The sequence below is a fragment of the Flavonifractor sp. genome (assembly GCF_019422385.1).
Lineage (GTDB): Bacteria > Bacillota > Clostridia > Oscillospirales > Oscillospiraceae > Flavonifractor > Flavonifractor avistercoris.
On the sequence record NZ_JAHZDL010000030.1, the window covers coordinates 1 to 23,766 of the forward strand.

The window sequence follows — 23,766 nt, forward strand, 5'->3', positions numbered from 1 at the left end:
CTTGCGTTATTTTCATTCACAGCTGTGAAAATCTTTCATGAGTCGTTGAAAATTGAAATAGACGGCGCCCCCGCCACAGGCGGGGGCGCCGTTTCAGCTTGTGGAAAAAGCGGAAAAGCCGCTTCTTCGACAGCCCCGTTTTCTTTTGAACGGGGGTCAGCCGGTGATGGTGGTCCCCTGGACCCGCTGGTTGAGCATCTCCAGCAGCAGGGCGTGCTCCACCCGGCCGTCCAGGATGGACACCTCGCCCACCCCGGCGCGGATGGCCTGGATACAGCCCCGCACCTTGGGCACCATGCCCCCGGCAATGAGCCCGGTGTCGATCAGCTCCTCCGCCCGCTTCACATCCATGTGGGGGACGGCAGTCTTGCTGTTGTGGCTGTCGATAAGCACCCCGGCGGTGTCGGTGAGGAAGATCAGCTTGTCCGCCCCCAGAGCCGCCGCCACCGCCCGGGCCGCGTCGTCGGCATTGCAGTTGAAGCCGCCGCCGTCCTCCCCCGCGGCGATGGGGGAGACCACCGGCAGGAAGTCCCCGTCCAGCAGGGTCTGAAGGATACGGGGCTCCACCCGGGTGATGGACCCCACCCGGCCCAGGGCCGGGTCCTTCTCCACAGCGGTGAGCAGGCCGCCGTCCTTGCCGGACAGGCCTACGGCAGACACCTCCAGCTGGCTCAGACGGGAGACGATGGCCTTGTTTACCTGGGCGGAGAGGGCCATTTCCGCCGTCTCCAGCACCGCCTGGTCGGTATAGCGGTAGCCGTTCTCGAAACGGGTGGGCACCTGGAGCTTGTCCAGCAGGGCGGTGATGTGCTTGCCGCCGCCGTGGACCAGCACCACCCGGACGCCCACCATGCGCAGGGCGGCCACGTCCTGGAGGGTGGTGTCGGTGGCCGCCTCCGCCCCCAGGGCGGAGCCGCCGTATTTCACCACAACGGTCCGGCCCTCGTCCCGCTTGAGGATGGGCAGAATGGACAGCAGGGAGCGCACCTTCTCCATGCCGTCCAGGCCGTGGCGCACGTCGTACTCCTGAAGAAAGGACTGGACATAGTCCACGTCAGAGGGGGTGTCGATATACTCGGTGCCCCGCTTCTGGCGGGTCTCTGCCCCTTTGCCGGTGATGAGGAGGACGGAGGGCTCCCGGCAGCCCAGCACCGCCTGGCGGATGGCCTCCCCCCGGTTGGGCTCGATGGAGTAGTCGCAGCCCTGGGCCTCCACATAGGAGGCGATTTCCCGGCAGATGGAGAGGGTGTCCTCCTCCCCGGAGTCCTCCTCTGTCAGCACCACCAGGTCGGAGCAGCGACCGGAGATCTCCCCCAGGTCCCGCCGGCGGTCCAGGGCCTTTTTCCCCGGACAGCCGAACACGGTGACCACCCGGCGGCCGGGGTACTCCGTTTGAACGGAGCGGAACAGGGTCTCGAAGGACATGCGGTTGTGGGCGTAGTCCACGATGGCCACGATGTGGCTGTCCGCATTGGTGTACACCTCCATGCGGCCGGGGACCCGGGCCTTCATCAGCCCCACATAGACGGCCCGCTCCGGGATGTTCAGCCCCTCGCACACCGCGATGGCGGCCAGGGCGTTCTCCACGTTGAACAGGCCGGGCATGGTCAGCCGGAACTCCCGGGAAAAGCGGCGGGAACGCACCCGGAACAGGATGTCGTTGCCCCGCTTGCGCACCTGGGAGGCATAGATGTCCGCCTCCGGGTCCTTCTGGGAGAAGGTGATGACCTGGCGGCTGCCCGTCTGGGCGGCGGCCAGCACCCGGCCGGCGTGTTCGCAGTCCAGATTGACGCACCCCACCTCCGCCTGGGCGAAGATCCGCAGCTTGGAGGAGAAGTAGTCCTCAAAGTCGGGGTGCTCGATGGGGGAGATGTGGTCCAGGCCGATGTTCAGGAAGCAGGCGGCGGCGAAGCGGGTGCACAGGGTGCGGTGGTACTTCAGCGCCTGGCTGGACACCTCCATGGTGAGGTAGGGGATGCCGGCCGCCACCGCGTGGGCAAAGTGCCGCTGGAGATCCAGGGGCTCCGGCGTGGTGAGGTGGGACTCGAAGCGCTCCGAGCCGTCGTAGGTGTCGATGGAGGAGATGATGCCGCTCTCCGGCCCGCCCTGCTCCGCCAGATACTCATCCAGGATATACTTCAGATAATAGGCGGTGGAGGACTTGCCCTTGGTGCCGGTGATGCCGATGACCGACAGGAGCCCGGAGGGATGGCCGTAGTACCGGTCGGCCAGGGGGGCCATCACCTGGCGCATGTCGGACACCAGGATGCAGGGCAGATCCACGGCAGGGTAGGGGGTCTGGCTCACATAGGCCACCGCGCCCCGCTGGGCGGCCTGGGACAGATAGGCCTCCTTGAAGTGGGCGCCCTTGCACAGAAAGAGAGTGCCGGGGACCACCTCCTGGCTGTCGCAGGAGACCAGGGCGACGGACTGGGACAGGTCCAGCCCCTCGGGCAGAGGAGCGGCCAGCTGGGGCTCCAGCAGGGCGCAGTATTCGCCCAGGGTGTGGGGCGTGAGATCCATAGAGCAAACCTCCTGGTGTTGTCATGTGTGGATGGGGGCGCCACCCCCATTTTCAATTTGCGGAGTACGTTCCAACGGCGGGCGTGGGCAGGCACCGCCCCGGAGATGTTTCCTTAGATGGTGCGCAGCTGTTTGCCGCAGCGGACGACGGCCAGCTCGGCCAGCACCTCCATGGCGTCCACGTAGAAGGGGGGCAGGCTGTGGTAGCTGCGGAAGACGGACAGCTCGGTGCAGCCCAGAATGGCGCAGTCACAGCCCATGGAGGCCAGAGCGCGGTCGATCTGGGCAAATTTCTCCCGGCTGCCCCGCTCCCCCCGTTTGATCTCCTCGTAGATGATGGACATGACCAGACGCTGGACAGCGGGCTCCGGAGGGGCGGCCTCCAGGCCGAAGGCGGCGCACTCCTTCTGATACAGGCCGGTGCGGATGGTGCCGTCGGTGGCAAGGATGGCGGGGCGGCGCTTCCCCTGGGCCACCAAGGTCCGGGCGGTCTCCCGGATCATGTGGAGGATGGGGATGCCGATCTCCTGCTGGATGCGGTCCACGAAGTAGTGGGAGGTGTTGCAGGGGATGGCGATGACGGTGCAGCCGCACTCCTCCAGCAGGCGGGCGTCGGCCAGCAGGCGCTGGTACATAGGCTCGGTGTTCCCGGTGAGGATGGAGGCGGTCCGGTCCGGGACCCCGGTGTCAGACAGGATCAGGGCGGGCAGATGCTCCTGGTCGCAGGAGGCCTCTGTCCGGTCCAGCACGTACTGATAGAACACCTGGGTGGCCTGGGGCCCCATCCCACCCAGCACGCCCAGCTTGGGCTCCCGGGGCTCTCTGGCGCCCTTGGCGCCGCGGGTCTTGACAGTTGACATGGCTTCCCTCCAGTCTGCTCAGTTCTCCGGGACCTTGTTGTGGCGGTCAAAGCGGACCATGTTGCCGATGTGGGTCTTCCATACCCGCCAGATGCGGGCCGGGGTATAGTCCCGGTGGTACTCCAGGCTGTGGGTGGACGCCCCCGCCCGGATCAGGGCCTTCATCTGGGGGTGATATGCCTTGGGGATGAATTTGAAGGCCACCTTTTTGGGCACCATCCGCCACAGGGCGTGGTTTTTGGTGATGACGAAGGGCAGCTCCCGGTGTTCGATCCGGTCCTCCACCAGCAGCTTGGCGATGTTGTATCCCGCGCCAGTGACGTAGTAATTGCTGCGCCCCTGGCGGCAGTTGATCTCGAAGAGCTTGTACTTGCCGTCCCGGCTGTCGTACTTGATGTCAAAGTTGGAGAAGCCGGTGTAATGCAGCTCCTCCAGCAGCTGTTTGATCTTCAGGGAAAGGGCCTCGTCGTACTCGGTGATGATGACGGCATGGTTGCCGATGCCGTGGGGGGAGTGCTCCTCCAGCAGCACATGGCCCAGGCACATCAGCTTCACCTGGCCGCTGCGGTCGGAGTAGTTGGTCATCACCCGCATGTAGGTGTCGTCTCCGGGGATGAACTCCTGGATCACCATATGGTCGGGGTAGCCGGAGGCGTACACCAGGTCCAGAGCGTGGAGCAGCTCCTCCCAGGTCTGACAGATGAAGACCTTCTTCACCCCCTCGAATTCGTGCTCCCAGTAGGCCACGCTGTCGGCCGGCTTGGCCACATAGGGGGGGCCGAAGGGCAGGGTGAAGTCGTGGCCCATGGAGCCGTCGTAGATAAAGGTGGCCGGGTGGTCGATGCCGTGCTGGTCGCACAGCTCGTAGAAGTGCTCCTTGTTGATGAGGCGGTCCAGCAGGGCGCCGTCGATGTAGGGGGCCACCACGTTTCGGGGAAACTGGTCCTTCAGGTGGGCGCACAGCTGCACATAGCTGTCCCCGCAGCCCAGGACGATGACGGTCTTGTGGGAGAACTCCAGGGCCACCTTCTCTACATTGGAGAGGAAGACGGCGGGGTCCTCATTGTCGGGGCAGGTGCGGTAGTCGATGATGGAGCTGAAGGCACAGGGGAAGGTGTGGAACTTGCCGAAGGCCACGCTCTTCACCCCATAGGCCTCGTGAAAGGCACGGGCCACACTGTAAACATTGATATCGCCGCCGAAGAGCAGCGGCTGAAAAGACACCGTTCTGGACATATCAAACACCTTTTTCTTGAAATCGCAGGGAGGATCACCGGTACTGGCGGACACAGCCCCGGGCGTACATGGGGTCCAGGTCGAAGGAGACCACATCTCCGGCGGAGCACTTCAGATCGGTGACATCCACCAGGGTCTCGCTCACGCCCACAGAGCCGATGACCCGGGCCCGCTGGCCGTTCACCCGGACATAAAGCCGCCTGCCCCGCCGCCAGCGGCCCAGGGTGCCCAGCAGGCCGGCGGGACGGGGCCGCTCCACCCCGAAGCCGTGCTGATAGCCCACAGGGACCACCGCTACCCGGGTGGGCGCTTTCAAAACGGCGGTCTTTTCCGCACCCACGGTGTGCCCCTTGGGCAGCCAGCGCATCTCGGCAATGCCGGCCTCCCCGTGGCCTACGGTGGAGAGCCCGTCGTCTTTGGTGCGGCGGCAGCGGCCCAGCAGGACCGAGCCCGCCCGCACCGCGTCCATGCGGGCAAGATCGCAGTGCATCAGGGCGTAGGACCCCGCGGCGTGGACGGTGCCGGTCTCAAAGCCGGCGGCGTGGATGGCGTCCAGCACCCGCTGGAACTGCTGGAGCTGGTGCTCCGCCTCCTGGCCGGCTGGGGCGGCGTGGATCTGGGTGTAAATGCCGGACAGGGCCACGTTGGGCAGGGAGCGGTAGGCCAGCAGGATCTTCTCCGGCTCCCCCACCAGGAAGCCGCCGAAGCCCATGCCGGTGTCCACCTGGATGTGGGCCTCGGCCACGGTGGAGCGGTTCTCCGCCAGGGCGTTGAGGGCCAGGCCCGTGTCCACGGAGGAGATGGTGCACACCACGTTCAGGTCCACCAGCCGCTCCAGCACCTCCCGGTCGGTGGTGGAGCGGAGCATGAGGATCTCCTCGTCCACAAAGCCGGCCTTCCGCAGCGCCTCGGCCTCCTCCGCCTCGCTGACGGCGAAGCGGCCGATGCCCTCGGCCCGGAGCAGCTCGGCCATCTCGGCGATGCCGGCGCCCCCGGCGTCTCCCGAGAGGACGCCGTAGACGGCGGCCCCTCCGGCACGGCGCTTCACCACCCTGATGTTCTGCTTTACGGCCGCCTTCTCAATGACCAGCACCCGCATGGCACAGCCCCCTTTTTCTCTCTGTTGGGAAGGAGAGAGATACGTCTCCCTCCAGTGTAACCATTTAACGATTCATTCTATCACCCTTTTGAGAGAAACGCAACGGAAAACCGCGAGGGGGCCCGCATTTTTCCAGGGAGGGGCGGAGAGCCGCGCCCTGCGGGGACCGGGTGGAAAAGCGGCGAAAAGCAAAAGTCCGGCCTTGTGCTTTTTCGGGAAAAATGGTATGATTATTCGATCGGTGTCTCCATGCAGCAGGAGGGGCCGGACGACCATCAAATCCCCCTCAGGAGGTTGCGATCTATGAGACAGCAGACCACCCGAATTTCCCCGGAGGACATCTCCCGCCAGCTCCAGTACTGCCGGGAGGTCGCGGCCCTCAGCGCCGCCCGGCCCGCCCAGCCCCTGGCCTTTGTGGACACCTACGGCTGCCAGCAGAACGAGGCGGACTCCGAGCGCATCCGGGGCTATCTCCGGGAGATGGGCTACGGCTTCACCCAGGACGAGGAGCAGGCCCAGATCATCGTGCTCAACACCTGCGCCATCCGGGAGCATGCGGAGCAGCGGGTGCTGGGCAACCTGGGCGCCCTGGTCCACGTGAAGCGCCGCCACCCGGAGCAGATCATCTGCGTGTGCGGCTGCATGGCCCAGGAGGCCCATGTGGCGGAGAAGATCAAGCAGTCCTTCCGCCACGTGGACCTGGTGTTCGGGCCCCACGCCCTCTGGCGCTTTCCCGAGTTCATCCACACCCTGCTCACCCAGCGGGGGCGGGTGTTCCAGGTGGCGGAGGAGGCGGGCTCCATCTCCGAGGGCATCCCGGTGGTGCGGCAGGACCGGGTAAAGGCCTGGGTGTCCATCATGTACGGGTGCAACAACTTCTGCTCCTACTGCATCGTGCCCTATGTGCGGGGCCGGGAGCGCTCCCGCAGGCCGGAGGACATCCTGGCCGAGGTGGAGCAGCTGGCGGCGGAGGGGTACCGGGACATCACCCTGCTGGGCCAGAACGTGAACTCCTACGGCAAGGACCTGGAGGAGCCCCTGGACTTCGCAGACCTGCTGGAGCGGGTGAACGCCGTGCCCGGGGACTTCCTGATCCGCTTTATGACCTCCCACCCCAAGGACGCCACCCAGAAGCTGTTCGAGACCATGGCCCGGTGCGGGAAGGTGGCCCCGGTGCTCCACCTGCCCTTCCAGGCGGGCAATGACCGGGTGCTCCGGGCCATGAACCGCCACTATGACCGGGCGCAGTACCTGGACGAGGTGCGGCGGCTGAAGGAGCTCATCCCGGACATCGTGCTCACCTCCGACGTGATCGTGGGCTTTCCCGGAGAGACTACGGAGGAGTTTGAGGAGACCCTGTCCCTGCTGGAGCAGGTGCGGTTCGACGCCCTGTTCACCTTTATCTTCTCCCCCCGGGTGGGGACCCCCGCCGCCCAGATGGACGACCCCGTGCCCCACCAGCAGAAGCAGGCCAACTTCCAGCGCCTGGTGGACCTCCAGAACCAGATCTCCGCGGAGAAGCACGCGGCCTATGTGGGGAAGACCCTGCGCTGCCTGATCGACGGGGACAGCGGGGACGCCCGGTATCCCCTGGCCGCCCGCACGCCGGGCAACCGGCTGGTGCGGCTGGACGGCCCGGCGGAGCTGATCGGCCAGTTCCGGCAGGTGCGGATCACCGACGCCAACACCTGGTCCCTGTTCGGGGAGCTGGCGGAGTGAGGGGGGAGCCCCCGCCCCAAGGGCCCCGCAGAGGGACGGGCGGCGGGGCTACTCCAAGTCCCGGACCCGGCCGCCCAGGGCCAGGCCCATGGACAGCCCGGCCCGGAAGAGGGCCTGCTCCTCCAGGCTGTGCAGCTCCTGCTGCTCCTCCCAGAGGCGGCGGAAGGAGCGGGCGGCGGGGCCCCGCAGCAGGTCCTCCAGCCCCCGCCGGCGGGCGTCCGTCTGGATGGAGAGCCGGCCGTAGCCGGTGGGCTCCTCCTGGAGATAGCGGACGACCAGATGTTCCTGGGCGTATTGATATAAGTGGTCCCAAAAAGAAGTCATAAACAATAGCGCTCCCTTCTGCGGGTTATCGTATTTTGATTATAACATGCCAAAAATGGCGCGTCAATACGAGGTGTGTAAATGGCGACGTTTTCAACGCGGCTTCAGGAACTGAAAGAGACCAAGAAACTGTTGCAGAAAGATGCGGCAAAGGCGCTGGATGTGCCCCACCGCACCTATCAGAGGTATGAACACGGTCAGCAGGAACCCCAACTGTCCACCCTGATCCGGATGGCGGATTTTTACGGGGTCACCCTGGACTACCTGGCGGGACGGAGCGACCAGGGGGGGCCGGAGGAGAGCTGACCCCCGGGAGGCGCGCTGGCGGTTAGTGCGCCTCCTGTCTGTTTCGTTGTACTTTTCCACACTTTCCACAGGATTTTGCACTTTTTACTTTTATTTTACCGAAAGGCGGTGCCGATATGGCTGAGATCACCCCCATGATGCGCCAATACCTGGAGATGAAGGAGCGGTATCCCGACTCCATCCTCTTCTTCCGGCTGGGGGATTTTTATGAGATGTTCAACGAGGACGCCAAGCTGGTCTCCCGGGAGCTGGACCTGACGCTCACCACCCGGGACCGGAACAAGCCCCCGGAGGAGCGCACCCCCATGTGCGGCGTGCCCTACCACTCCTGCGAGAGCTACATCGCCCGCCTCATCGCCAAGGGCTACAAGGTGGCCATCTGCGAGCAGACCGAGGACCCGGCCCTGGCCAAGGGGCTGGTGGACCGGGACATCATCCGCATCATCACCCCCGGCACCCTCATCGACTCCTCCATGCTGGAGGAGGGGAAAAACAACTACATCGGCGGGGTGTACGCCGACTCCCGGGCGCTGGGGCTGTGCCTGTGCGACATCTCTACCGGCGAGTTCTATGTCACCTCCTTTCCGGCGGGGGCGGAGGCCATGGACCACCTGAAAAACGAGCTGGGCCGCTTCTCTCCCCGGGAGGCGGTGCTCTCCGACGGGGCCTGGAGCCTGGAGGGCCTGCCCCAGTTCCTGCGGGAGCGGCTGGACTGCCGCTGTGAGAACGGGGGGGAGGCCCGCTTCCGCTATGAGGCCGCCCTGCCCCTGGTGCAAAAGCAGTTCCGCACCGGGCTGGATAGCCTGCCCCCGGAGGACCAGGCCTGTGTGCAGTGCGCCGGGGGGCTGCTCTCCTACCTGTACGAGACCCAGAAGACCGACCTGAGCCACATCGCCGCCCTCACCTGCTACACCGCGGGCCAGTTCATGGAGCTGGACCTGAACGCCCGGCAGACCCTGGAGCTCACCGAGCCCCCGCGGGGCCAGGAGAAGAAGGGCCCCCCGCCGCGGGGCCGGGACCCGACACGCGCCGCCATGGGGCGGCGGCTGATCCGGGGATGGATGGAGCGCCCCCTCCTCTCCCCGGTGCAGATCAACCGCCGGCAGCAGGCGGTGAGCGATCTGGTGGAGGACATCATCACCCGGGAGGAGGTGGTGCTCTGCCTGAAGGAGATCACCGACCTGGAGCGCCTGATCGGCAGGGTGGTGTACGGAACCGCCGGGGGCCGGGACCTGGCCGCCCTGTCCGCCGGACTGGGCAGGCTGCCCCGGCTGCGGGAGCTGCTGGAGGGCTGCCCCTCCGCCCTGATCCAGTCCCTGCGCCGGGAGATGGACGACCTGCCCCAGCTGCGGGCGCTGCTCAGCTCCGCCCTGGTGGACGAGCCCCCCTTCTCCGTGCGGGAGGGCAAGTTCATCCGTCCGGGGTACAGCGAGGAGGTGGACCGCCTGCGCAACGTGATCGACCACGGGGCAGAGATGCTGGCCGACCTGGAGACCCGGACCAAGGAGCAGACCGGCATCAAGAACATGAAGGTGAGCTACAACAAGGTGTTCGGCTACTACATCGAGGTGGCCAAGTCCCAGACCGGGCTGGTGCCCCCCGACTGGGCCCGGAAGCAGACCACCGTCAACGCCGAGCGGTACATCAGCCAGGAGCTGAAGGACCTGGAGCACACCATCCTCTCCGCCCAGGACAAGGTGGTGGCCCTGGAGTACCAGCTCTTCTGCCAGCTGAAGGAGCAGACCTGCGCCCACGTGGCCCAGATCCAGAAGGCTGCCGCCGCCGTGGCCCAGGTGGATGTGCTCACCTCCTTCGCGGTGGTGGCCGCCGTCAACGGCTACTGCATGCCCCAGGTGGACGGCTCCGACTCCCTGAGCATCTCCGAGGGGCGCCACCCGGTGGTGGAGAAGGTGCTCCCCGCCGGCACCCCCTTTGTCCCCAACGACACCCACATGGACAGCGGAGAGGACCTGTGCGCCATTATCACCGGCCCCAACATGGCGGGCAAGTCCACCTACATGCGCCAGGTGGCCCTCATCGTCCTCATGGCCCAGATGGGCTCCTTCGTCCCCGCCCGCTCCGCCCGCATCGGCGTGGTGGACCGGGTGTTCACCCGCATCGGGGCCAGCGACGACCTCTCCTCCGGACAGTCCACCTTCATGGTGGAGATGAACGAGGTGGCCGGACTGCTGAAGAACGCCACCGCCCGCTCCCTGCTCATCCTGGACGAGATCGGCCGGGGGACCTCCACCTATGACGGCATGGCCATCGCCCGGGCGGTGCTGGAGTACTGCGCCGACCGGAAGCGGCTGGGGGCCAAGACCCTGTTCGCCACCCACTACCACGAGCTCACCGCCCTGGAGGGGGAGATCCCCGGGGTGAAGAACTACAACATCGCCGCCAAGAAGCGGGGGAACGACCTGATCTTCCTGCGGAAGATCGTCCGGGGGGGCGCGGACCAGAGCTACGGCATCGAGGTGGCCAAGCTGGCCGGGGTGCCCGACCGGGTCATTCGGCGGGCCCGGACCATCCTGGAGGAGCTGGAGTCGGGGAGCGGCGTCCTCCCCGCAGGGGGACCGGCCCTTCCGGCGGACGGGGAGCAGGTCTCCCTGATGGACCTGGGCAGCCAGACGGTGCTGAAAAAGCTCCGGATGACCGATGTGAACATCCTGTCCCCCATCGAGGCCCTCAACCTGCTGGCGGAGCTGAAGCAGGACCTGCAGGAGAGCTGAGGCGGGGCGGAGAGGCCCGGATGAAAGAGGAGGTGAGCGGCATGGGGCGTCCAAATTCTCGGGCGGAGCTGTGCGCCTGGGTGCTGGGACTGATGGGGGCGTTTTTCCTCCTGTTCGGCGGGGCCGTCCTGCTGTGGGACATCCCGGTGGGGGGCGCGGGGCCCGACTGGGCCTTCCTGCCCATAGGGGCCGCCCTGCTGGCGGCGGGGGGCGGGTGCGCCCTGGCCTGCCTGGCCCGGCGGCGGAGCCAGGCGCGGCTGCGGCGGGAGGGCACGGCGGTCTCCGGCACCGTCCGCTCGGTCCGCCACCACATCTTCGTGACCTGGAACACCCAGTCCTTTGTCAATGTCCCGGGCCGGAACTCGCCCTGGAGCGCGGTGTGCGGGTACACCTGGGGCGGCCGGGACTATACCGTGTCCACCGGCCTGCTGTGGGGGGAGCCCCAGGAGGGGGCGGAGGTCCTCGTTTGGCTGGACCCGGACCGGCCGGGGCGGGCCTTTGTGGACCCGGATTCTGTCCGGCTGGACCTTATGGGATAAGGGGCGGGGGAGGCCCGGCCCCGTCCCGGGATCTGTATTCTGACTATTATGACCAAAAACGGCCCGCAGGAGCGGAGCTTTGAATTTCTGGAGGTGCTCTATGCCTGAGATCCAAGTGTTAGATCCCCACGTTGCCGACCTGATCGCCGCCGGCGAGGTGGTGGAGCGGCCGGCCAGCGTGGCCAAGGAGCTGATGGAAAACGCCATCGACGCGGGGGCGAGATCGGTGACCGTGGAGATCGCCCACGGCGGCCTCACTTTCCTCCGGGTCACCGATGACGGCTGCGGCATCCCGGCCCCCCAGATGAAGACCGCCTTCCTCCGCCACGCCACCAGCAAGCTGCGCACGGAGTATGACCTGGAGGCCATCGGCACCCTGGGGTTCCGGGGGGAGGCACTGGCCGCCATTTCCGCCGTCTCCCGCATCGACGTGATGAGCCGCACCCAGGATGCCCCGCTGGGGGCCTCCCTGTCCCTGGAGGGGGGCGTGGCCGGGCCGGTGGAGCAGGCGGGCTGCCCCCTGGGCACCACCATGGTGGTGCGGGACCTGTTCTACAACACCCCCGCCCGGCTGAAGTTCATGAAAAAGGACGCCGCCGAGGGGGCCGCCGTCTTCGGCGTGGTCCAGCGGGTGGCCCTGTCCCACCCGGAGGTGGCAGTGAAATTCCTCCGGGACGGAAAGCAGGAGCTGGCCACCCCCGGGGACGGACAGCTGCGCTCCGCCGTCTACGCGGTGCTGGGCCGGGATCTGGCCCTGGGCTTCACCCAGGTGGACAGCTCGGACGAGGGCATGTCCGTGTCCGGCTTCGTCTCCCAGCCCTCCTGCTGCCGGGCCAGCCGGAACTGGCAGTTCTTCTTCGTTAACGGGCGGCAGGTGAAGTCCCGGCTGATGATGGCCGCCCTGGAGGAGGCCTACCAGAACCAGAAGATGGTGGGCAAATTTCCCGGCTGTGTCCTCCATCTGACCACCAGGCTCAGCGCGGTGGACGTGAATGTGCACCCGGCCAAGACGGAGGTGAAGTTCGGCAGCGAGCGGGGGGTGTTCAGCGCGGTGTACCACGCGGTCCTCTCCGCCCTGGAGCGGGACCATGTCCGCCCCGCCGTGGCGCTGGAGAAGCCCCGGGCCCACGACACCGTAACCCCCAACCAGACCAGGCTGTCCGCCGGGGAGCTGCCCCTCCACGACGTGACCTACAGCCGTCGGGAGGTGCCCGGCCTGTCCCGGATGCCCTCCGCCGCCTCTTTCCTCTCGCCCCAGCAGCGGGAGCGCACACCCCAGCCCGCCCCGGCGGAGCCTCCCCATCCCAGGGCTCCGATCTCTGGAGAAATGACCGCCCCCGGGGAGTGGAAGACCGGGGAGGCCCCGGCCCCCGCCTGCCCCGGTGAAGCCCAGGGCGGGATGACCTGCCACGACCGGATGGCGCCGGAGGACTTCGACCTCCTGGCCGGGACCCGGACGGAGCGCCCCGCCCCCGCGCCGGCGGAGACGCCCGCACCAGACCCGGGCCCGGCTCCGGCCTTGGAGGAAGGGCCCGCGCCCCAGATCTCCGCCCCGGCGGAGCCTGAGCCTGAGGGAGAGGCAGCCCCCTGGCGCATCGCCGGGGAGGTGCTGAACACCTACATCATCGTGGAACAGGGGGACACCATCCTGTTTATCGACAAGCACGCCGCCCACGAGCGGATGAACTTCGACCGCATGAAGGCGGAGGGCTACACCCCCATGGTGCAGACCCTGCTCACCCCGGTCACCCTCCATCCCCCGGCGGAGGAGGGGGCCGCCCTGCTGGCCAACCTGCCGCTGCTGGAGGAGTTCGGCTTCTACGCCGAGGACTTCGGCGGGGGGGCGCTGGTGGTGCGGCAGGCCCCCTTTGACGTGGACCCGGGGGACATCGAGGACACCCTGCTGGAGATCGGGGGCAGGCTGCTCACCACCGGGCGGGCGGACCCCTCCGCCGCCCGGGACGAGCTGTTCCACACCATGGCCTGCAAGGCGGCCATCAAGGGGGGCTGGCGCACCAGTCCCCAGGAGCTGGAGAAGGTGGCGGGAGCCGTCATGCGGGGAGAGGTCAAATACTGCCCCCACGGCCGGCCGGTGGCCATCGAGCTGACCCGAAAGGACCTGGAGAAGCAGTTCCGGCGGGCATGAGACCCGGCGGGAGCGGGAAAGGAGCGGACTTATGAGCTGGAACGAGATGCTTTACGCCTATCAAAAGGAGAAGGGGGGCGTATTTATGGGCAGCCGGGCAGCAGACTGGGACGGGGAGCTGGTGCTGAGCTACCGGGACGAACCGCTCATCATCCGGACGGTGGGGGAGAGCAATGGCCGGTACACTACGACCTCCATCCGCGTCCGGCTGGCGATCCATCTGGAGCGGGACTATGAGCTGCGCATCCGCCCCAAAAGTGCCATGTCCACCGGCCTCAACACGGTGCTGGGCGTCCTGGACCGGGGACTGGAGAAGCTGCCCTCCGGACCGGACCTCCACGAGGACTATGGCTGCCCGGAGGTGACCCGGGGCCGGACCATCACCACCACGGACCGGTCCTTTACCAAGCTGGTGCTGCGGGACCTGGAACTGCGCAATGCCCTGCTTGCCTCCCCCAAGGACGGCCTGCTCATCCTGCCCGGGCCGGGGAGGGAGGGGCTGCACCTGGTGGAGAGTTACTCCTATCCGGACTCCATGTACACAGATTGGTACTCGGAGCCGATGAATACCGGGCCGGACTGGACGGATACAGAGGAGGAGCGCGCCGAGAAGGAAGAGAAGCTGGCGGAGCTGGCCCAGGATACCTTTTTTCCCCGGCTGGAAAAGGTGATCGGCCTGACCAAGGCTGCCCGGGGGGCGGCCCTGACCTGGAGGATGGGGACGCCGGGATGATTCGAAGGAGCGGCTGTGGTGAGCTGCGGCCGGGCGGGGCTTGACTGCCGGAGGGAAAAGTTTTCGTTGACAAACAGGACAGAGCCGCTATAATAGGCCATACAAGTGTCTTGACACCTGTATGGCCTTTTTGCCGGCAGGTGCGGGACTATCACGAAAAAAGGTGAGAGAAATGGAAAAGCTCCGCGCGTTTTTAAAGCGCAAAAACATTGAGATCTCGGCCAAGCGGTATGGCATCGACGCCCTGGGGGCCATGGCCCAGGGGCTGTTCTGCTCCCTGCTCATCGGCACCATCATCAAGACGCTGGGCCAGCAGCTGGGGATGGAGTTCCTCATCGAAGTGGGGGGATACGCCTCGGCCATGAGCGGGGCGGCTATGGCGGTGGCCATCGGCTACGCCCTGAAGGCCCCCCCGCTGGTCCTCTTTTCCCTGGTCACGGTGGGCTATGCGGCCAATGCCCTGGGCAGCGTCACCCTGTCCGGGGGCAGCGGCGCCGGAGGCCCTCTGGCGGTGCTGTTTATCGCGGTCATCGCCGCGGAGCTGGGCAAGGCGGTGTCTAAGGAGACCAAGATCGACATCCTGGTCACCCCTCTGGTGACCATCCTGGCGGGGGTGGCCCTGTCGGCCTGGTGGGCCCCGGCCATCGGCACGGCGGCCTCCGCGGTGGGGGACTTCGTCAAGTGGGCCACTGTGCTCCAGCCCTTCTGGATGGGCATCCTGGTGTCGGTGGTCATCGGCGTGGCCCTGACCCTGCCCATCTCCTCTGCCGCCATCTGCGCCGCCATCGGGCTGACCGGCCTGGCCGGCGGGGCCGCAGTGGCGGGGTGCTGCGCCAACATGGTGGGCTTCGCCGTCCTGTCCTTCCGGGAGAACCGCTGGAGCGGCCTGATCTCCCAGGGGCTGGGCACCTCCATGCTCCAGATGGGCAACATCGTCCGCAATCCCCGGATCTGGCTCCCCGCTATCCTCGCCTCCGCGGTCACCGGCCCCCTGGCCACCTGTGTGTTCCAGTTTGAGATGAATGACCCCGCCGGGGGTGTGGCGGCTGGAATGGGGACCTGCGGTATGGTGGGCCCCATCGGGGTCTATGCCGGCTGGGTGAACGATGTGGCCACGGGGGCCAAGGCTGCCATCACCGGCATGGACTGGCTGGCCATGGCGCTGATCTGCTTTGTACTGCCCGCCGTCCTCGCTTGGCTGTTCGGGCTGTTTTTCCGTCGGATCGGCTGGATCCGGGAGGGGGACCTGACCCTGGAGTGAGCCGGGGGAGATTTGCAGGACCGTTTGGGCGGCCGGCACGCTTGCGTGCCGGCCGCCTGTCCGTCCCTGGCGACCGCCTGCTCCGCAGGTCCCTGGCCAGTTTCCTGGTGATGGGCCGGGTGTGCTGCTGGCGGCAGGATTGGCAGGGCCTGTCCCTGATGGTGGGACGAACACCCTCTTGACAGCCTCTTCTGTATCTGATAAAGTTACAGAAAACGGCTCCCTGGGAGGAGAACCATTATGAACAGCGATTTCTGCGTGGCGGTCCACGCTCTGGTCTATCTCAACCGAAGAGGGTGCGTCCTGTCCAGCGAGGAGCTGGCCCGGAACATCTGCACTAACCCCGCCCGGGTGCGGAAGGTGCTCGCCCGTATGAAAAAGGACGGCCTGGTGGAGACCAAGGAGGGCAGCTCCGGCGGAGGCTACCGCTTTGCCAAGGGGGCGGGGGAGGTGTCCCTGGCCCAGGTGGCCCGGGCGCTGGAGGTGCGCTTCGTCTCCACCTCCTGGCACAGCGGCAGCCAGGAGGTGAAGTGTCTGGTGGCCACCGGCATGGCTCAGGTGATGGATGCCCTTTTTGATGACCTGGACGGCCGGTGCATGGCCCGGCTGGAGGAGATCACAGTGGAACAGGTGGACCGGAAGCTCTCCGGCGGACCCTGCCCCGGCGGCGGATGATCCCGCCGCAGAGAACAGTGCAAATGGAGGTTTTTTATGGGGTTTGATCTGGAGATCAGCGTTCCGGCGCTGACGGTTTTCATACAGGGCATTCTCAGCTTCTTCTCCCCCTGCGTCCTGCCTCTGGTCCCCTTATATGTGGGCTATCTGGCAGGCGGGGCCAAGACGGTGGAGGTGGACGGCACCATCCGCTACCCCAGGGGGCGGGTGATGTGGAACACCCTGTTTTTTGTGCTGGGGATCAGCGCCACCTTTTTCCTGCTGGGCTTCGGCTTCACCGCTTTGGGGCAGTTTTTCAGCGATAACCGGCTGTGGTTTGCCCGGATCAGCGGCATTATCATGGTGCTGTTCGGGCTGTACCAGCTGGGGGTGTTTGGACATTCCATGGCGCTAGAGCGGGAGCACAGGCTGCCCTTCCGGCTGGGCGGCCGGACCATGGGGCCGCTGGTGGCCCTGGTCCTGGGCTTTACCTTCAGTTTCGCTTGGACCCCCTGTGTAGGGCCGGTGCTGGGGAGCGTGCTCCTGATGGCCTCATCCTCGGCTTCGGCCCCGGCAGCGGCGCTGCTCATCGGGGTGTACACCCTGGGCTTTGTGCTGCCCTTCCTAGCGGTGGGGCTGTTCACCGGCGGGGTGCTGTCCTTCTTCAAGCGGCACCAGCAGGTGGTGCGCTGGACGGGGAAGGCGGGGGCGGCTCTGCTGATCCTGATGGGGGTGATGACCTTTACCGGCTTTATGAACGGCTTCACCGAATATCTGTCCCAGACCGGCTCCGCCGTGCCTCAGAGCCAGAGCGTCGGCAGCGGGGAGGAGCCGTCCGCCTCCACAGATGCAGACAACGGTGCGTCGGAGCCGCCGGTGGTCCCTGCCCCTGACTTCACCCTGGTGGACCAGTACGGGGAGGAGCACAGTCTGTCCGATTACAAGGGCAAGACCATTTTTCTCAATTTCTGGGCCACTTGGTGCGGCCCCTGCCGGGGGGAAATGCCGGATATCCAGGCGCTGTATGAGGAGTATGGCGGGAACCAGGGGGACCTGGTGGTACTGGGAGTGGCCGCCCCTGGGCTGGGGCAGGAGGGGACCCAGGAGGAGATCGCCATCTTTCTGGAAGAGAACGGCTATACCTTCCCCACAGTGATGGACACGGAGTACCAGCTCACCTATCAGTACGGCATCCGGGCCTACCCCACCACCTGGATGATCGACGGGGAGGGCAGTCTCTACGGCTATGTGGAGAGCGCCATGACAGGGGAGATCATGAGGGATATCGTGGAACAGACCATGGAGGCCCAGCCATAAAAAAGAAACATGCCCCGCCCGCTCCAATGGGAGCGGGCGGGGCATGTTTGACTGTGTGGGTCCATCAGGGGGAGGCGGTGTAGAGGGAAGAAGTGTCCTCAGCTCCATCCGTCATGGCGTACCAGCGATCGGCTTGGGCATGGGTGCGGGCGATGCGGGTGTCGGTGAGAACGCCCAGCTCCTCCAGAACGGCCAGGGTGTGGGAGGCCTGGGGGGTGAGGGTGATGGTCACAGAGCCGCCCCGGTGCACCATGCTGTCCTGCTCCGTCAGGTAGAAGCTGAAGTCCAGGTCAGCCTCACAGGTGTTCTCCAGGCGGTCCTGGTCCTCAAAAAGGTAGCGGGTGCCGATGGTGCCCGCGTCGAAATCGGTCAGCACGGCCTGCCACAGCTGCTCCGCCTGGGCGGCGGAGAGGGAGGCGGACTCGTGGCTCTGGGTCTGGATGTCCCAGAGATCGTAGACGTACGCCTCCGTCAGGCTCCAGTCCGCGGACTGGTCAAGTCCATAGCCGGCCCGGACAAAGCTCCGGTCAGAGACCAGCTGATCCAGAGCCCATGTGACGGTGCCCTCCATCCCCTGCTCCGCCCGGTACAGCGGAACGCCGTGGTAGTAGCGGCGGATGCTCTGTCCGTTGGACAGGGTGTAGGAGAGGGAGATGTAGAAGGAGTCGTCATAGATGCTATCCTCCCTGGAGCGGGCAGCTACGATGGCCTGGTGGAGGGCGGTGATCTGGGCGACCTGCTCCGGGTCGGTGATCTGGACGCTCCCGCCGAAGCCGTCGCTGGGATAGGTGCTGCCCTCCAGATCCACAGTCACCTGGCTCACCTCGCCGGAGGCGGGGATGTAGTCCTGATAGCCGGTGAGATCCAGCCGGATGCACAGGAACAGGGCGGAGAGCAGCGCCAGCAGGACCAGGCAGCCCGGCCAGGCGGAGAAGACGCGGAAGGACTTGCGCAGCAGCATCTCCGCCAGAAAATAGCCCACTGCAGCCCAGAAGAGGATGGACAGCACCAGGGAGAGCTGGCCGTCTCCGAACAGCACATAGTAGGTAAAGGTGCCGCCGGAGAGACCAGCGCAGACGGCCACCCCGTACTTGAAGATGGGGCGGACCACCCGCACGGAGACCACGTCTCCCGCCGACTCCATCTGGCGGGCGCGGTAGATCAACAGGGCGGCCGCAGACAAGGCCACCCCCACACCGGCGTAGACCGCCACCACGGCGGGCTGGGCAAGCTGATAGGCCCCGCTGTCCGCAGCCTGGGTCCAGGATACAGCACCGCCCAGTTTCTCCAGAGGGGTGAGCCAGGCCACAGCCTGCTGGGTGGTGCCGCTCAGGCCGTTGTAGCCGTAGAGAAACAGGTAGAGCACCGAGTCCATCAGCGTGCTGATGATAGCCGCCAGGCAGTTCAGCACCCCGTAGAAGACAGGCAGGGCCAGCAGATGGCCGGTGAACATGGCACAGAAGACGGCAAAGGAGTAGAAGAAGAGGCAGGAGGCGGACTGGACCAGCAGCCATATGGCCAGCGCCTTCAGATCCAGACAGTTCCCCACAGCCTCGCCGGCCAGGGTGAGGCCAAAGATGGCGGCGTTGGGCAGCAGCAGGAAGCTGAGCCCGGACAGATAGTTGGTGAAAAACAGAGCCTCCCGCCGCAGGGGCAGGGCGTGCATCATGCAGGCGGAGCGGCTGGCATCCAGATAGCTGAACACCGCCATAGCGGCCAGCAGGCCAAAGATGACGGCCAGCACCGTGTTTTTTAATGATACGGCGACCACCGAGACCCGGGAAAAATAGTCCAGGCTGTGCGTAAGGTCCTCCAGAGCCCAGTTCTGCCCCCGCTGGATCGTGGTGAGCAGATTGAGGGGCAGGGCAAACAGCCAGATCACCGAGTACAGGGCCCAGATGGGCCAGAAGCGGCTGAGGTTTTTGCGGTAGAGGGTGGAATTAAAGCATGATGTCACGGACCGCATAGTCCTCACCTCCCAGTTCATAGATAAAGATCTCCTCCAGCGTCAGAGGCAGGGCCTCCATCAGGATGGGCTGGAACGCGGCGAGCCGGCTTTTGATGACGTCGGAGCTGCCCCGGACGATCAGGGTGTGGATGCGGCCCACCTGGGTGACATGGAGCAGGTCCAGGTCCTCCGGCAGCTTGGGCATCTCCGGCTCCTGAAATACGATCTGCATCTTGACCACGTTGTCCTGAAGATCGGTGAGGGAGCGCTGCAGGAGCACCTTGCCCCGGCTGAGGATGCCCACGTGGTCGCACACGTCTTCCAGTTCCCGCAGATTGTGGGAGGAGACCAGCACCGTGGTCCCCCGCTGGGCCACGTCCCCCATGAGCAGGGACCAGACCTGACGCCGCATCACCGGGTCCAGGCCGTCTACCGGCTCGTCCAAGACCAGCAGGTCGGGGTTACAGCACAGAGCCAGCCAAAAGGCGGACTGCTTCTGCATCCCCTTGGACAGGCGGCGGATGGGCTGTTTCTCGTCTACTGCCGGGAAGGCCTCCTTCAGCACCTGATAGCGCTTGTCATCAAAGGCGGGATACAGCCCCCGGTAAAACTTCATCATGTCCCGGGTGGAGGCGGACAGAAAGTAGTACAGGTCGTCGGGGATGAAGGCCACCCGGGACTTCACCGCCGGATTTTCGTACACCGGCGCCCCGTCCACCGTGATGGTGCCCGAGTCGGGGCGGTAGATGCCGGTGATGTGCCGCAGGATGGTGGACTTTCCCGCGCCGTTAGGGCCCACCAGCCCATAGATGGAGCCCTTCTCCACCTCCATGGTGAGCCCATCCAGGGCGCGGAAGCCGTCGAAGGTCTTGACGACGTTGTTTACCTTGATCATTGGACCTCTCCCCCTTTTTCCCGGATGCGGGCGATCAGCCGATCCCGCGTGACCCCCAGGTACAGCAGCTCGGCTGTCAGACTGTCGAACTGCCCCAGCAGCCGGTCCCGCCGCTCCTCATCCACCCCGGTGCGGGGGGCCGCGAAGCTGCCCTTCCCAGGGATAGAATAGACATAGCCCTCCGCCTCCAGGGACTCATAGGCCCGCTGGATGGTGTTGGGGTTGATGGCAAGATTGCTGGCCAGGGACCGCACAGAGGGGAGCTTTTCCCCCTCCTGGATGGCGCCGCTCACCATCAGCCGGCGCAGATTGTCCCGCACCTGCTCGTAGATGGGCCGGGCATCCCGGTAGTCCAGATTCAGCATACTGCCGCCTCCCTTCAAACTGTATTCACTGTATTAGTACAGTTAGTCTATGCGGACGGGACCGAAAAATCAAGCAAGAAATCCTTAAGATTTTCTTAGGATTTATCTCAGGGGGAGAGAGGACCGTCAGATCTCCACGCAAAAAGGGAGAAGATTTACCATTTCTTAATCTGTTTCCGTTTGAAAAAGGCGAGCGGCCGTGATATAGTATAGGCGAAAAGAGCATCAGAAGAAGGAGGCTCCCACACATGACTGCGACTGTCGGATTTATCGGAACGGGGAACATGGGCGCTGCTCTGGCCCGGGCCGTCTGTAAAACTGTGCCCCCCCAGCAGGTGCTGCTGGCCAACCGCACCCCCGCCAAGGCGGAAGCCCTGGCCGAAGAGCTGGGCTGCGCCGCAGGTACCAATGAAGAGGTTGCCCGCGCCTGCCGGCTGATCTTTCTGGGAGTGAAGCCCCAGGTGATGGGGGAGATGCTGGCCTCTCTTACCCCTGTGCTGAAGGAGCGGGAGGACTGCTTTGTGCTGGTGACCATGGCCGCCGGCCTGACCTGCGCCCGGATCCGGGAGATGGCGGGGGTGGACTGCCCGGTGATCCGGGTGATGCCCAACACCCCCGCGGCCATCGGCGAGGGGGTGCTCCAGTTCTGCGGCCTGGGGACCACGGAGGAGGATATGGCCTCCTTCCGAAACCTGATGGCCCCCGCCGGGCTGGTGGATCAGGTGCCTGAGGGGCTGATAGACGCAGCCAGCTGCGTGTCCGGCTGCGGCCCCGCTTTTGCCTACCTGTTCCTGGAGGCCCTGGCGGACGGCGGGGTGGCCTGCGGCCTGCCCCGGGACAAGGCGCTGGCCTACGCCGCCCAGATGCTGGCCGGGTCGGCCCGGATGGTGCTGGAGACCGGCGCTCACCCCGGTGCCCTGAAGGACGCGGTGTGCTCCCCCGGGGGCAGCACCATCCAAGGGGTGCGGGCGCTGGAAAAGGGCGGTCTGCGGGCCGCCGCCATGGACGCGGTGCTGACCGCCTATGAAAAGACGCAGGAATTAGGGACAAAATAAGGGACAGGCGGAGCCAGGGAGGACAGGGGAACGGCCCTGTCCTCCGGTTCCCGAGCTGAATAAAGGGGTTTGATGCTATGAAGATCGTGGTCAAGGTGGGCACCTCCACTCTGGCGCATGCCACGGGGCGGCTGAACATCCGCCATGTGGAGGAGCTGGTCAAGGTGCTCTCCGACCTGAAGAATGCAGGACACCAGATCATCCTGGTGTCCTCCGGCGCCATCGGCATGGGGGTGGGCAAGCTGAATCTGCCCTGCCGGCCCACTGACATGCCCGGCAAGCAGGCGGCCGCCGCCGTGGGACAGTGCGAGCTGATGTACACCTACGACCGGCTGTTCACCCAATACAACCACACTGTGGCCCAGATCCTCCTCACTGGGGAGGACATCGACCACAGCGACCGGAGGGAGAACTTCCAGAACACCATCTTCCGCCTGCTGGAGCTGGGCGCCCTGCCGATCATCAACGAGAACGACACCGTGGCCACCGCTGAGATCAAGGTAGGGGACAACGATACCCTGGGGGCCGTGGTGGCCTGCACGGTGAAAGCGGACCTTCTGGTCCTCCTCAGCGATATCCAGGGGCTCTACACCGCAGATCCCCGCAAGGACCCGGGTGCCCGGCTGATCCCGGTGGTGGAGGAGATCACTGCCGACATCGAGGCGCTGGCCGGCGGGGCTGGCTCCGGCCTGGGCACGGGGGGCATGGCCACCAAGCTGCGGGCCGCCCGCATGGTGACCGGCCAGGGCTGCGACATGATCATCACCAACGGGGACCAGCCCCAGCTGCTCTATGATATCGTGGAGGGGAAGCAGGTGGGGACCCGGTTCCTGGGCCGGCGGGCCTGACGGGGCTCAAAGGCGAAGGACCACAAGGAGGCGGAAGGGATGACCACACAAGAACTGCTTGCGCGTGCCAGACAGGCCAGAGGGGCCATGGCTCTGGCGGATACACAGACCAAGGACCGGGCCCTGCTGGCCATGGCGGAGGAGCTGGAGGCGGACACGGCCCCCATCCTGGCGGCCAACGCCCTGGATCTGGAGGGGGCCCGGGGCCGCATCTCCGAGGTGATGCTGGACCGGCTGGCCCTCAGCCCGGACCGGATCGCCGGCATGGCGAAGGGGATCCGGGAGGTGGCGGCCCTCCCTGACCCGGTGGGGGCTGTCCTCAGCCGGGTGGAGCGGCCCAACGGGCTGGTGATCGAGAAGACCGCCGTCCCAATGGGGGTCATCGCCATCATCTATGAGAGCCGGCCCAATGTCACCAGCGACGCCGCAGCCCTGGCCCTGAAGGCGGGCTCCGCCTGTGTGCTCCGCTGCGGGAAGGAGGCCCACCGCTCCGCCGCGGCCATCGTCTCCGCCCTGTGCCGGGGCCTCTCCCGGGCCGGACTGCCCCAGGAGGCCCTGTGTCTGGTGGAGGACACCACCCGGGCCTCCGCACACGAGCTGATGACCGCCAGCGGATACGTGGATCTGCTCATCCCCCGGGGGGGCGCGGGGCTGATCCGGGCCTGTGTGGACAATGCCACCGTCCCCGTCATCGAGACGGGCACCGGCATCTGCCACGTCTATGTGGACCGGGCGGCGGACCTGGACATGGCGCTGGACATCCTGGAGAACGCCAAGTGCAGCCGGCCCAGCGTGTGCAACGCCGCCGAGGTGTGCCTAGTCCACCGGGAGGCGGCCCCGGTCTTTCTGCCCCGGATGCGGGAGCGGCTGACGGATGCCAGGGCAGCCCGGGGGGAGCGGCCGGTGGAGCTGCGCCTGGACGGGACGGCGGCCGGGATCATCCCCGGCACGCCCGCGGGTCCGGAGGACTTCGACACCGAGTTTTTGGACTATATCCTGGCTGTCCGGGTGGTGGACGGGACGGAGGAGGCCATCCGCCACATCGCAGCCCACTCCACCGGCCACTCGGAGGCCATCGTGACAGAGGACGGGGAGGCGGCCCGGCGCTTCCTGGCCGCGGTGGACTCAGCGGCGGTGTACTGGAACGCCTCCACCCGCTTCACCGACGGTGGGGAGTTCGGCCTGGGCTGCGAGATGGGCATCTCC

Annotated in this window: 19 protein-coding genes and 1 pseudogene; 12 read left to right on the forward strand and 8 right to left on the reverse strand. The window is 66.1% G+C overall.

Features of this window, described 5'->3' with window-relative positions; translation table 11 throughout:
* Positions 1-156: 156 nt before the first annotated feature.
* From argB to QZ378_RS05790, 4 genes are all read right to left on the reverse strand, one after another.
* Positions 157-2,523 carry an acetylglutamate kinase gene (gene argB / locus QZ378_RS05775; RefSeq protein ID WP_291257618.1) on the reverse strand — a complete coding sequence of 789 codons (2,367 nt, stop codon included), beginning with the start codon at positions 2,521-2,523 and terminating at the stop codon, positions 157-159.
* A 113-nt stretch (positions 2,524-2,636) separates the two neighbouring features.
* Positions 2,637-3,383 (reverse strand): amino acid racemase, encoded by a 747-nt coding sequence (locus QZ378_RS05780; protein ID WP_050623118.1) that lies wholly within the window; start codon positions 3,381-3,383, stop codon positions 2,637-2,639.
* A gap of 18 nt (positions 3,384-3,401) precedes the next feature.
* On the reverse strand, positions 3,402-4,619 hold the full coding sequence (locus QZ378_RS05785) for an ATP-grasp enzyme (RefSeq protein WP_050623119.1): 1,218 nt from the start codon (positions 4,617-4,619) through the stop codon (positions 3,402-3,404).
* A gap of 34 nt (positions 4,620-4,653) precedes the next feature.
* The gene (locus QZ378_RS05790; RefSeq protein WP_108980275.1) at positions 4,654-5,718 is read right to left on the reverse strand and encodes an alanine racemase; all 1,065 of its coding nucleotides are present in this window, start codon (positions 5,716-5,718) and stop codon (positions 4,654-4,656) included.
* Between the two features lie 303 nt (positions 5,719-6,021).
* Between QZ378_RS05790 and miaB the strand changes: the two genes are divergently transcribed.
* A complete protein-coding gene (miaB, locus tag QZ378_RS05795; protein ID WP_291257619.1) occupies positions 6,022-7,437 on the forward strand; it encodes a tRNA (N6-isopentenyl adenosine(37)-C2)-methylthiotransferase MiaB in 1,416 nt (471 codons plus the stop codon).
* A gap of 48 nt (positions 7,438-7,485) precedes the next feature.
* Here the strand turns inward: miaB and QZ378_RS05800 are convergent, their stop codons facing one another.
* On the reverse strand, positions 7,486-7,761 hold the full coding sequence (locus QZ378_RS05800) for a hypothetical protein (protein WP_133248283.1): 276 nt from the start codon (positions 7,759-7,761) through the stop codon (positions 7,486-7,488).
* 81 nt (positions 7,762-7,842) lie between these two features.
* Here QZ378_RS05800 and QZ378_RS05805 point away from each other — a divergent pair, with 81 nt between their 5' ends.
* The 8 genes from QZ378_RS05805 (at position 7,843) to QZ378_RS05840 (ending at position 17,449) form a co-directional block, all read left to right on the forward strand.
* A complete protein-coding gene (locus QZ378_RS05805) occupies positions 7,843-8,067 on the forward strand; it encodes a helix-turn-helix transcriptional regulator (RefSeq protein ID WP_291257620.1) in 225 nt (74 codons plus the stop codon).
* A 116-nt stretch (positions 8,068-8,183) separates the two neighbouring features.
* On the forward strand, positions 8,184-10,799 hold the full coding sequence (mutS, locus tag QZ378_RS05810) for a DNA mismatch repair protein MutS (protein ID WP_291257621.1): 2,616 nt from the start codon (positions 8,184-8,186) through the stop codon (positions 10,797-10,799).
* A gap of 20 nt (positions 10,800-10,819) precedes the next feature.
* Positions 10,820-11,338 carry a DUF3592 domain-containing protein gene (locus QZ378_RS05815; protein WP_108980279.1) on the forward strand — a complete coding sequence of 173 codons (519 nt, stop codon included), beginning with the start codon at positions 10,820-10,822 and terminating at the stop codon, positions 11,336-11,338.
* 100 nt (positions 11,339-11,438) lie between these two features.
* A complete protein-coding gene (gene mutL / locus QZ378_RS05820; protein ID WP_291257622.1) occupies positions 11,439-13,484 on the forward strand; it encodes a DNA mismatch repair endonuclease MutL in 2,046 nt (681 codons plus the stop codon).
* Positions 13,485-13,515: 31 nt separating this feature from the next.
* Entirely contained in the window at positions 13,516-14,217 is a 702-nt protein-coding gene (locus QZ378_RS05825; protein ID WP_050623126.1) for a hypothetical protein, read from the forward strand.
* Positions 14,218-14,389: 172 nt separating this feature from the next.
* Positions 14,390-15,478: a PTS transporter subunit IIC gene (locus QZ378_RS05830; RefSeq protein WP_291257623.1), complete on the forward strand. Its 1,089-nt coding sequence runs from the start codon at positions 14,390-14,392 to the stop codon at positions 15,476-15,478.
* A 240-nt stretch (positions 15,479-15,718) separates the two neighbouring features.
* The gene (locus tag QZ378_RS05835) at positions 15,719-16,153 is read left to right on the forward strand and encodes an Rrf2 family transcriptional regulator (RefSeq protein WP_050623128.1); all 435 of its coding nucleotides are present in this window, start codon (positions 15,719-15,721) and stop codon (positions 16,151-16,153) included.
* 36 nt (positions 16,154-16,189) lie between these two features.
* Positions 16,190-17,449, forward strand: a complete 1,260-nt coding sequence (locus QZ378_RS05840) for a cytochrome c biogenesis protein CcdA (protein WP_291257624.1) — start codon at positions 16,190-16,192, stop codon at positions 17,447-17,449.
* A gap of 64 nt (positions 17,450-17,513) precedes the next feature.
* Here the strand turns inward: QZ378_RS05840 and QZ378_RS05845 are convergent, their stop codons facing one another.
* From QZ378_RS05845 to QZ378_RS05855, 3 genes are read right to left on the reverse strand one after another with little or no spacing between them, the layout of a single operon-like run.
* A complete protein-coding gene (locus QZ378_RS05845) occupies positions 17,514-19,415 on the reverse strand; it encodes a hypothetical protein (RefSeq protein WP_291257625.1) in 1,902 nt (633 codons plus the stop codon).
* The gene (locus QZ378_RS05850; protein ID WP_050623131.1) at positions 19,390-20,292 is read right to left on the reverse strand and encodes an ABC transporter ATP-binding protein; all 903 of its coding nucleotides are present in this window, start codon (positions 20,290-20,292) and stop codon (positions 19,390-19,392) included. The genes QZ378_RS05845 and QZ378_RS05850 overlap by 26 nt, the downstream gene beginning before the upstream one ends.
* Entirely contained in the window at positions 20,289-20,657 is a 369-nt protein-coding gene (locus QZ378_RS05855; protein ID WP_050623132.1) for a GntR family transcriptional regulator, read from the reverse strand. The genes QZ378_RS05850 and QZ378_RS05855 overlap by 4 nt, the downstream gene beginning before the upstream one ends.
* Before the next feature lie 248 nt (positions 20,658-20,905).
* Between QZ378_RS05855 and proC the strand changes: the two genes are divergently transcribed.
* The 3 genes and pseudogenes from proC to QZ378_RS05870 all read left to right on the forward strand — a co-directional run.
* Positions 20,906-21,712: a pyrroline-5-carboxylate reductase gene (proC, locus tag QZ378_RS05860; protein ID WP_291257626.1), complete on the forward strand. Its 807-nt coding sequence runs from the start codon at positions 20,906-20,908 to the stop codon at positions 21,710-21,712.
* 77 nt (positions 21,713-21,789) lie between these two features.
* The gene (gene proB / locus QZ378_RS05865; RefSeq protein WP_050623134.1) at positions 21,790-22,560 is read left to right on the forward strand and encodes a glutamate 5-kinase; all 771 of its coding nucleotides are present in this window, start codon (positions 21,790-21,792) and stop codon (positions 22,558-22,560) included.
* 36 nt (positions 22,561-22,596) lie between these two features.
* Positions 22,597-23,766, forward strand: a pseudogene (locus tag QZ378_RS05870) (glutamate-5-semialdehyde dehydrogenase); the annotation flags it as partial.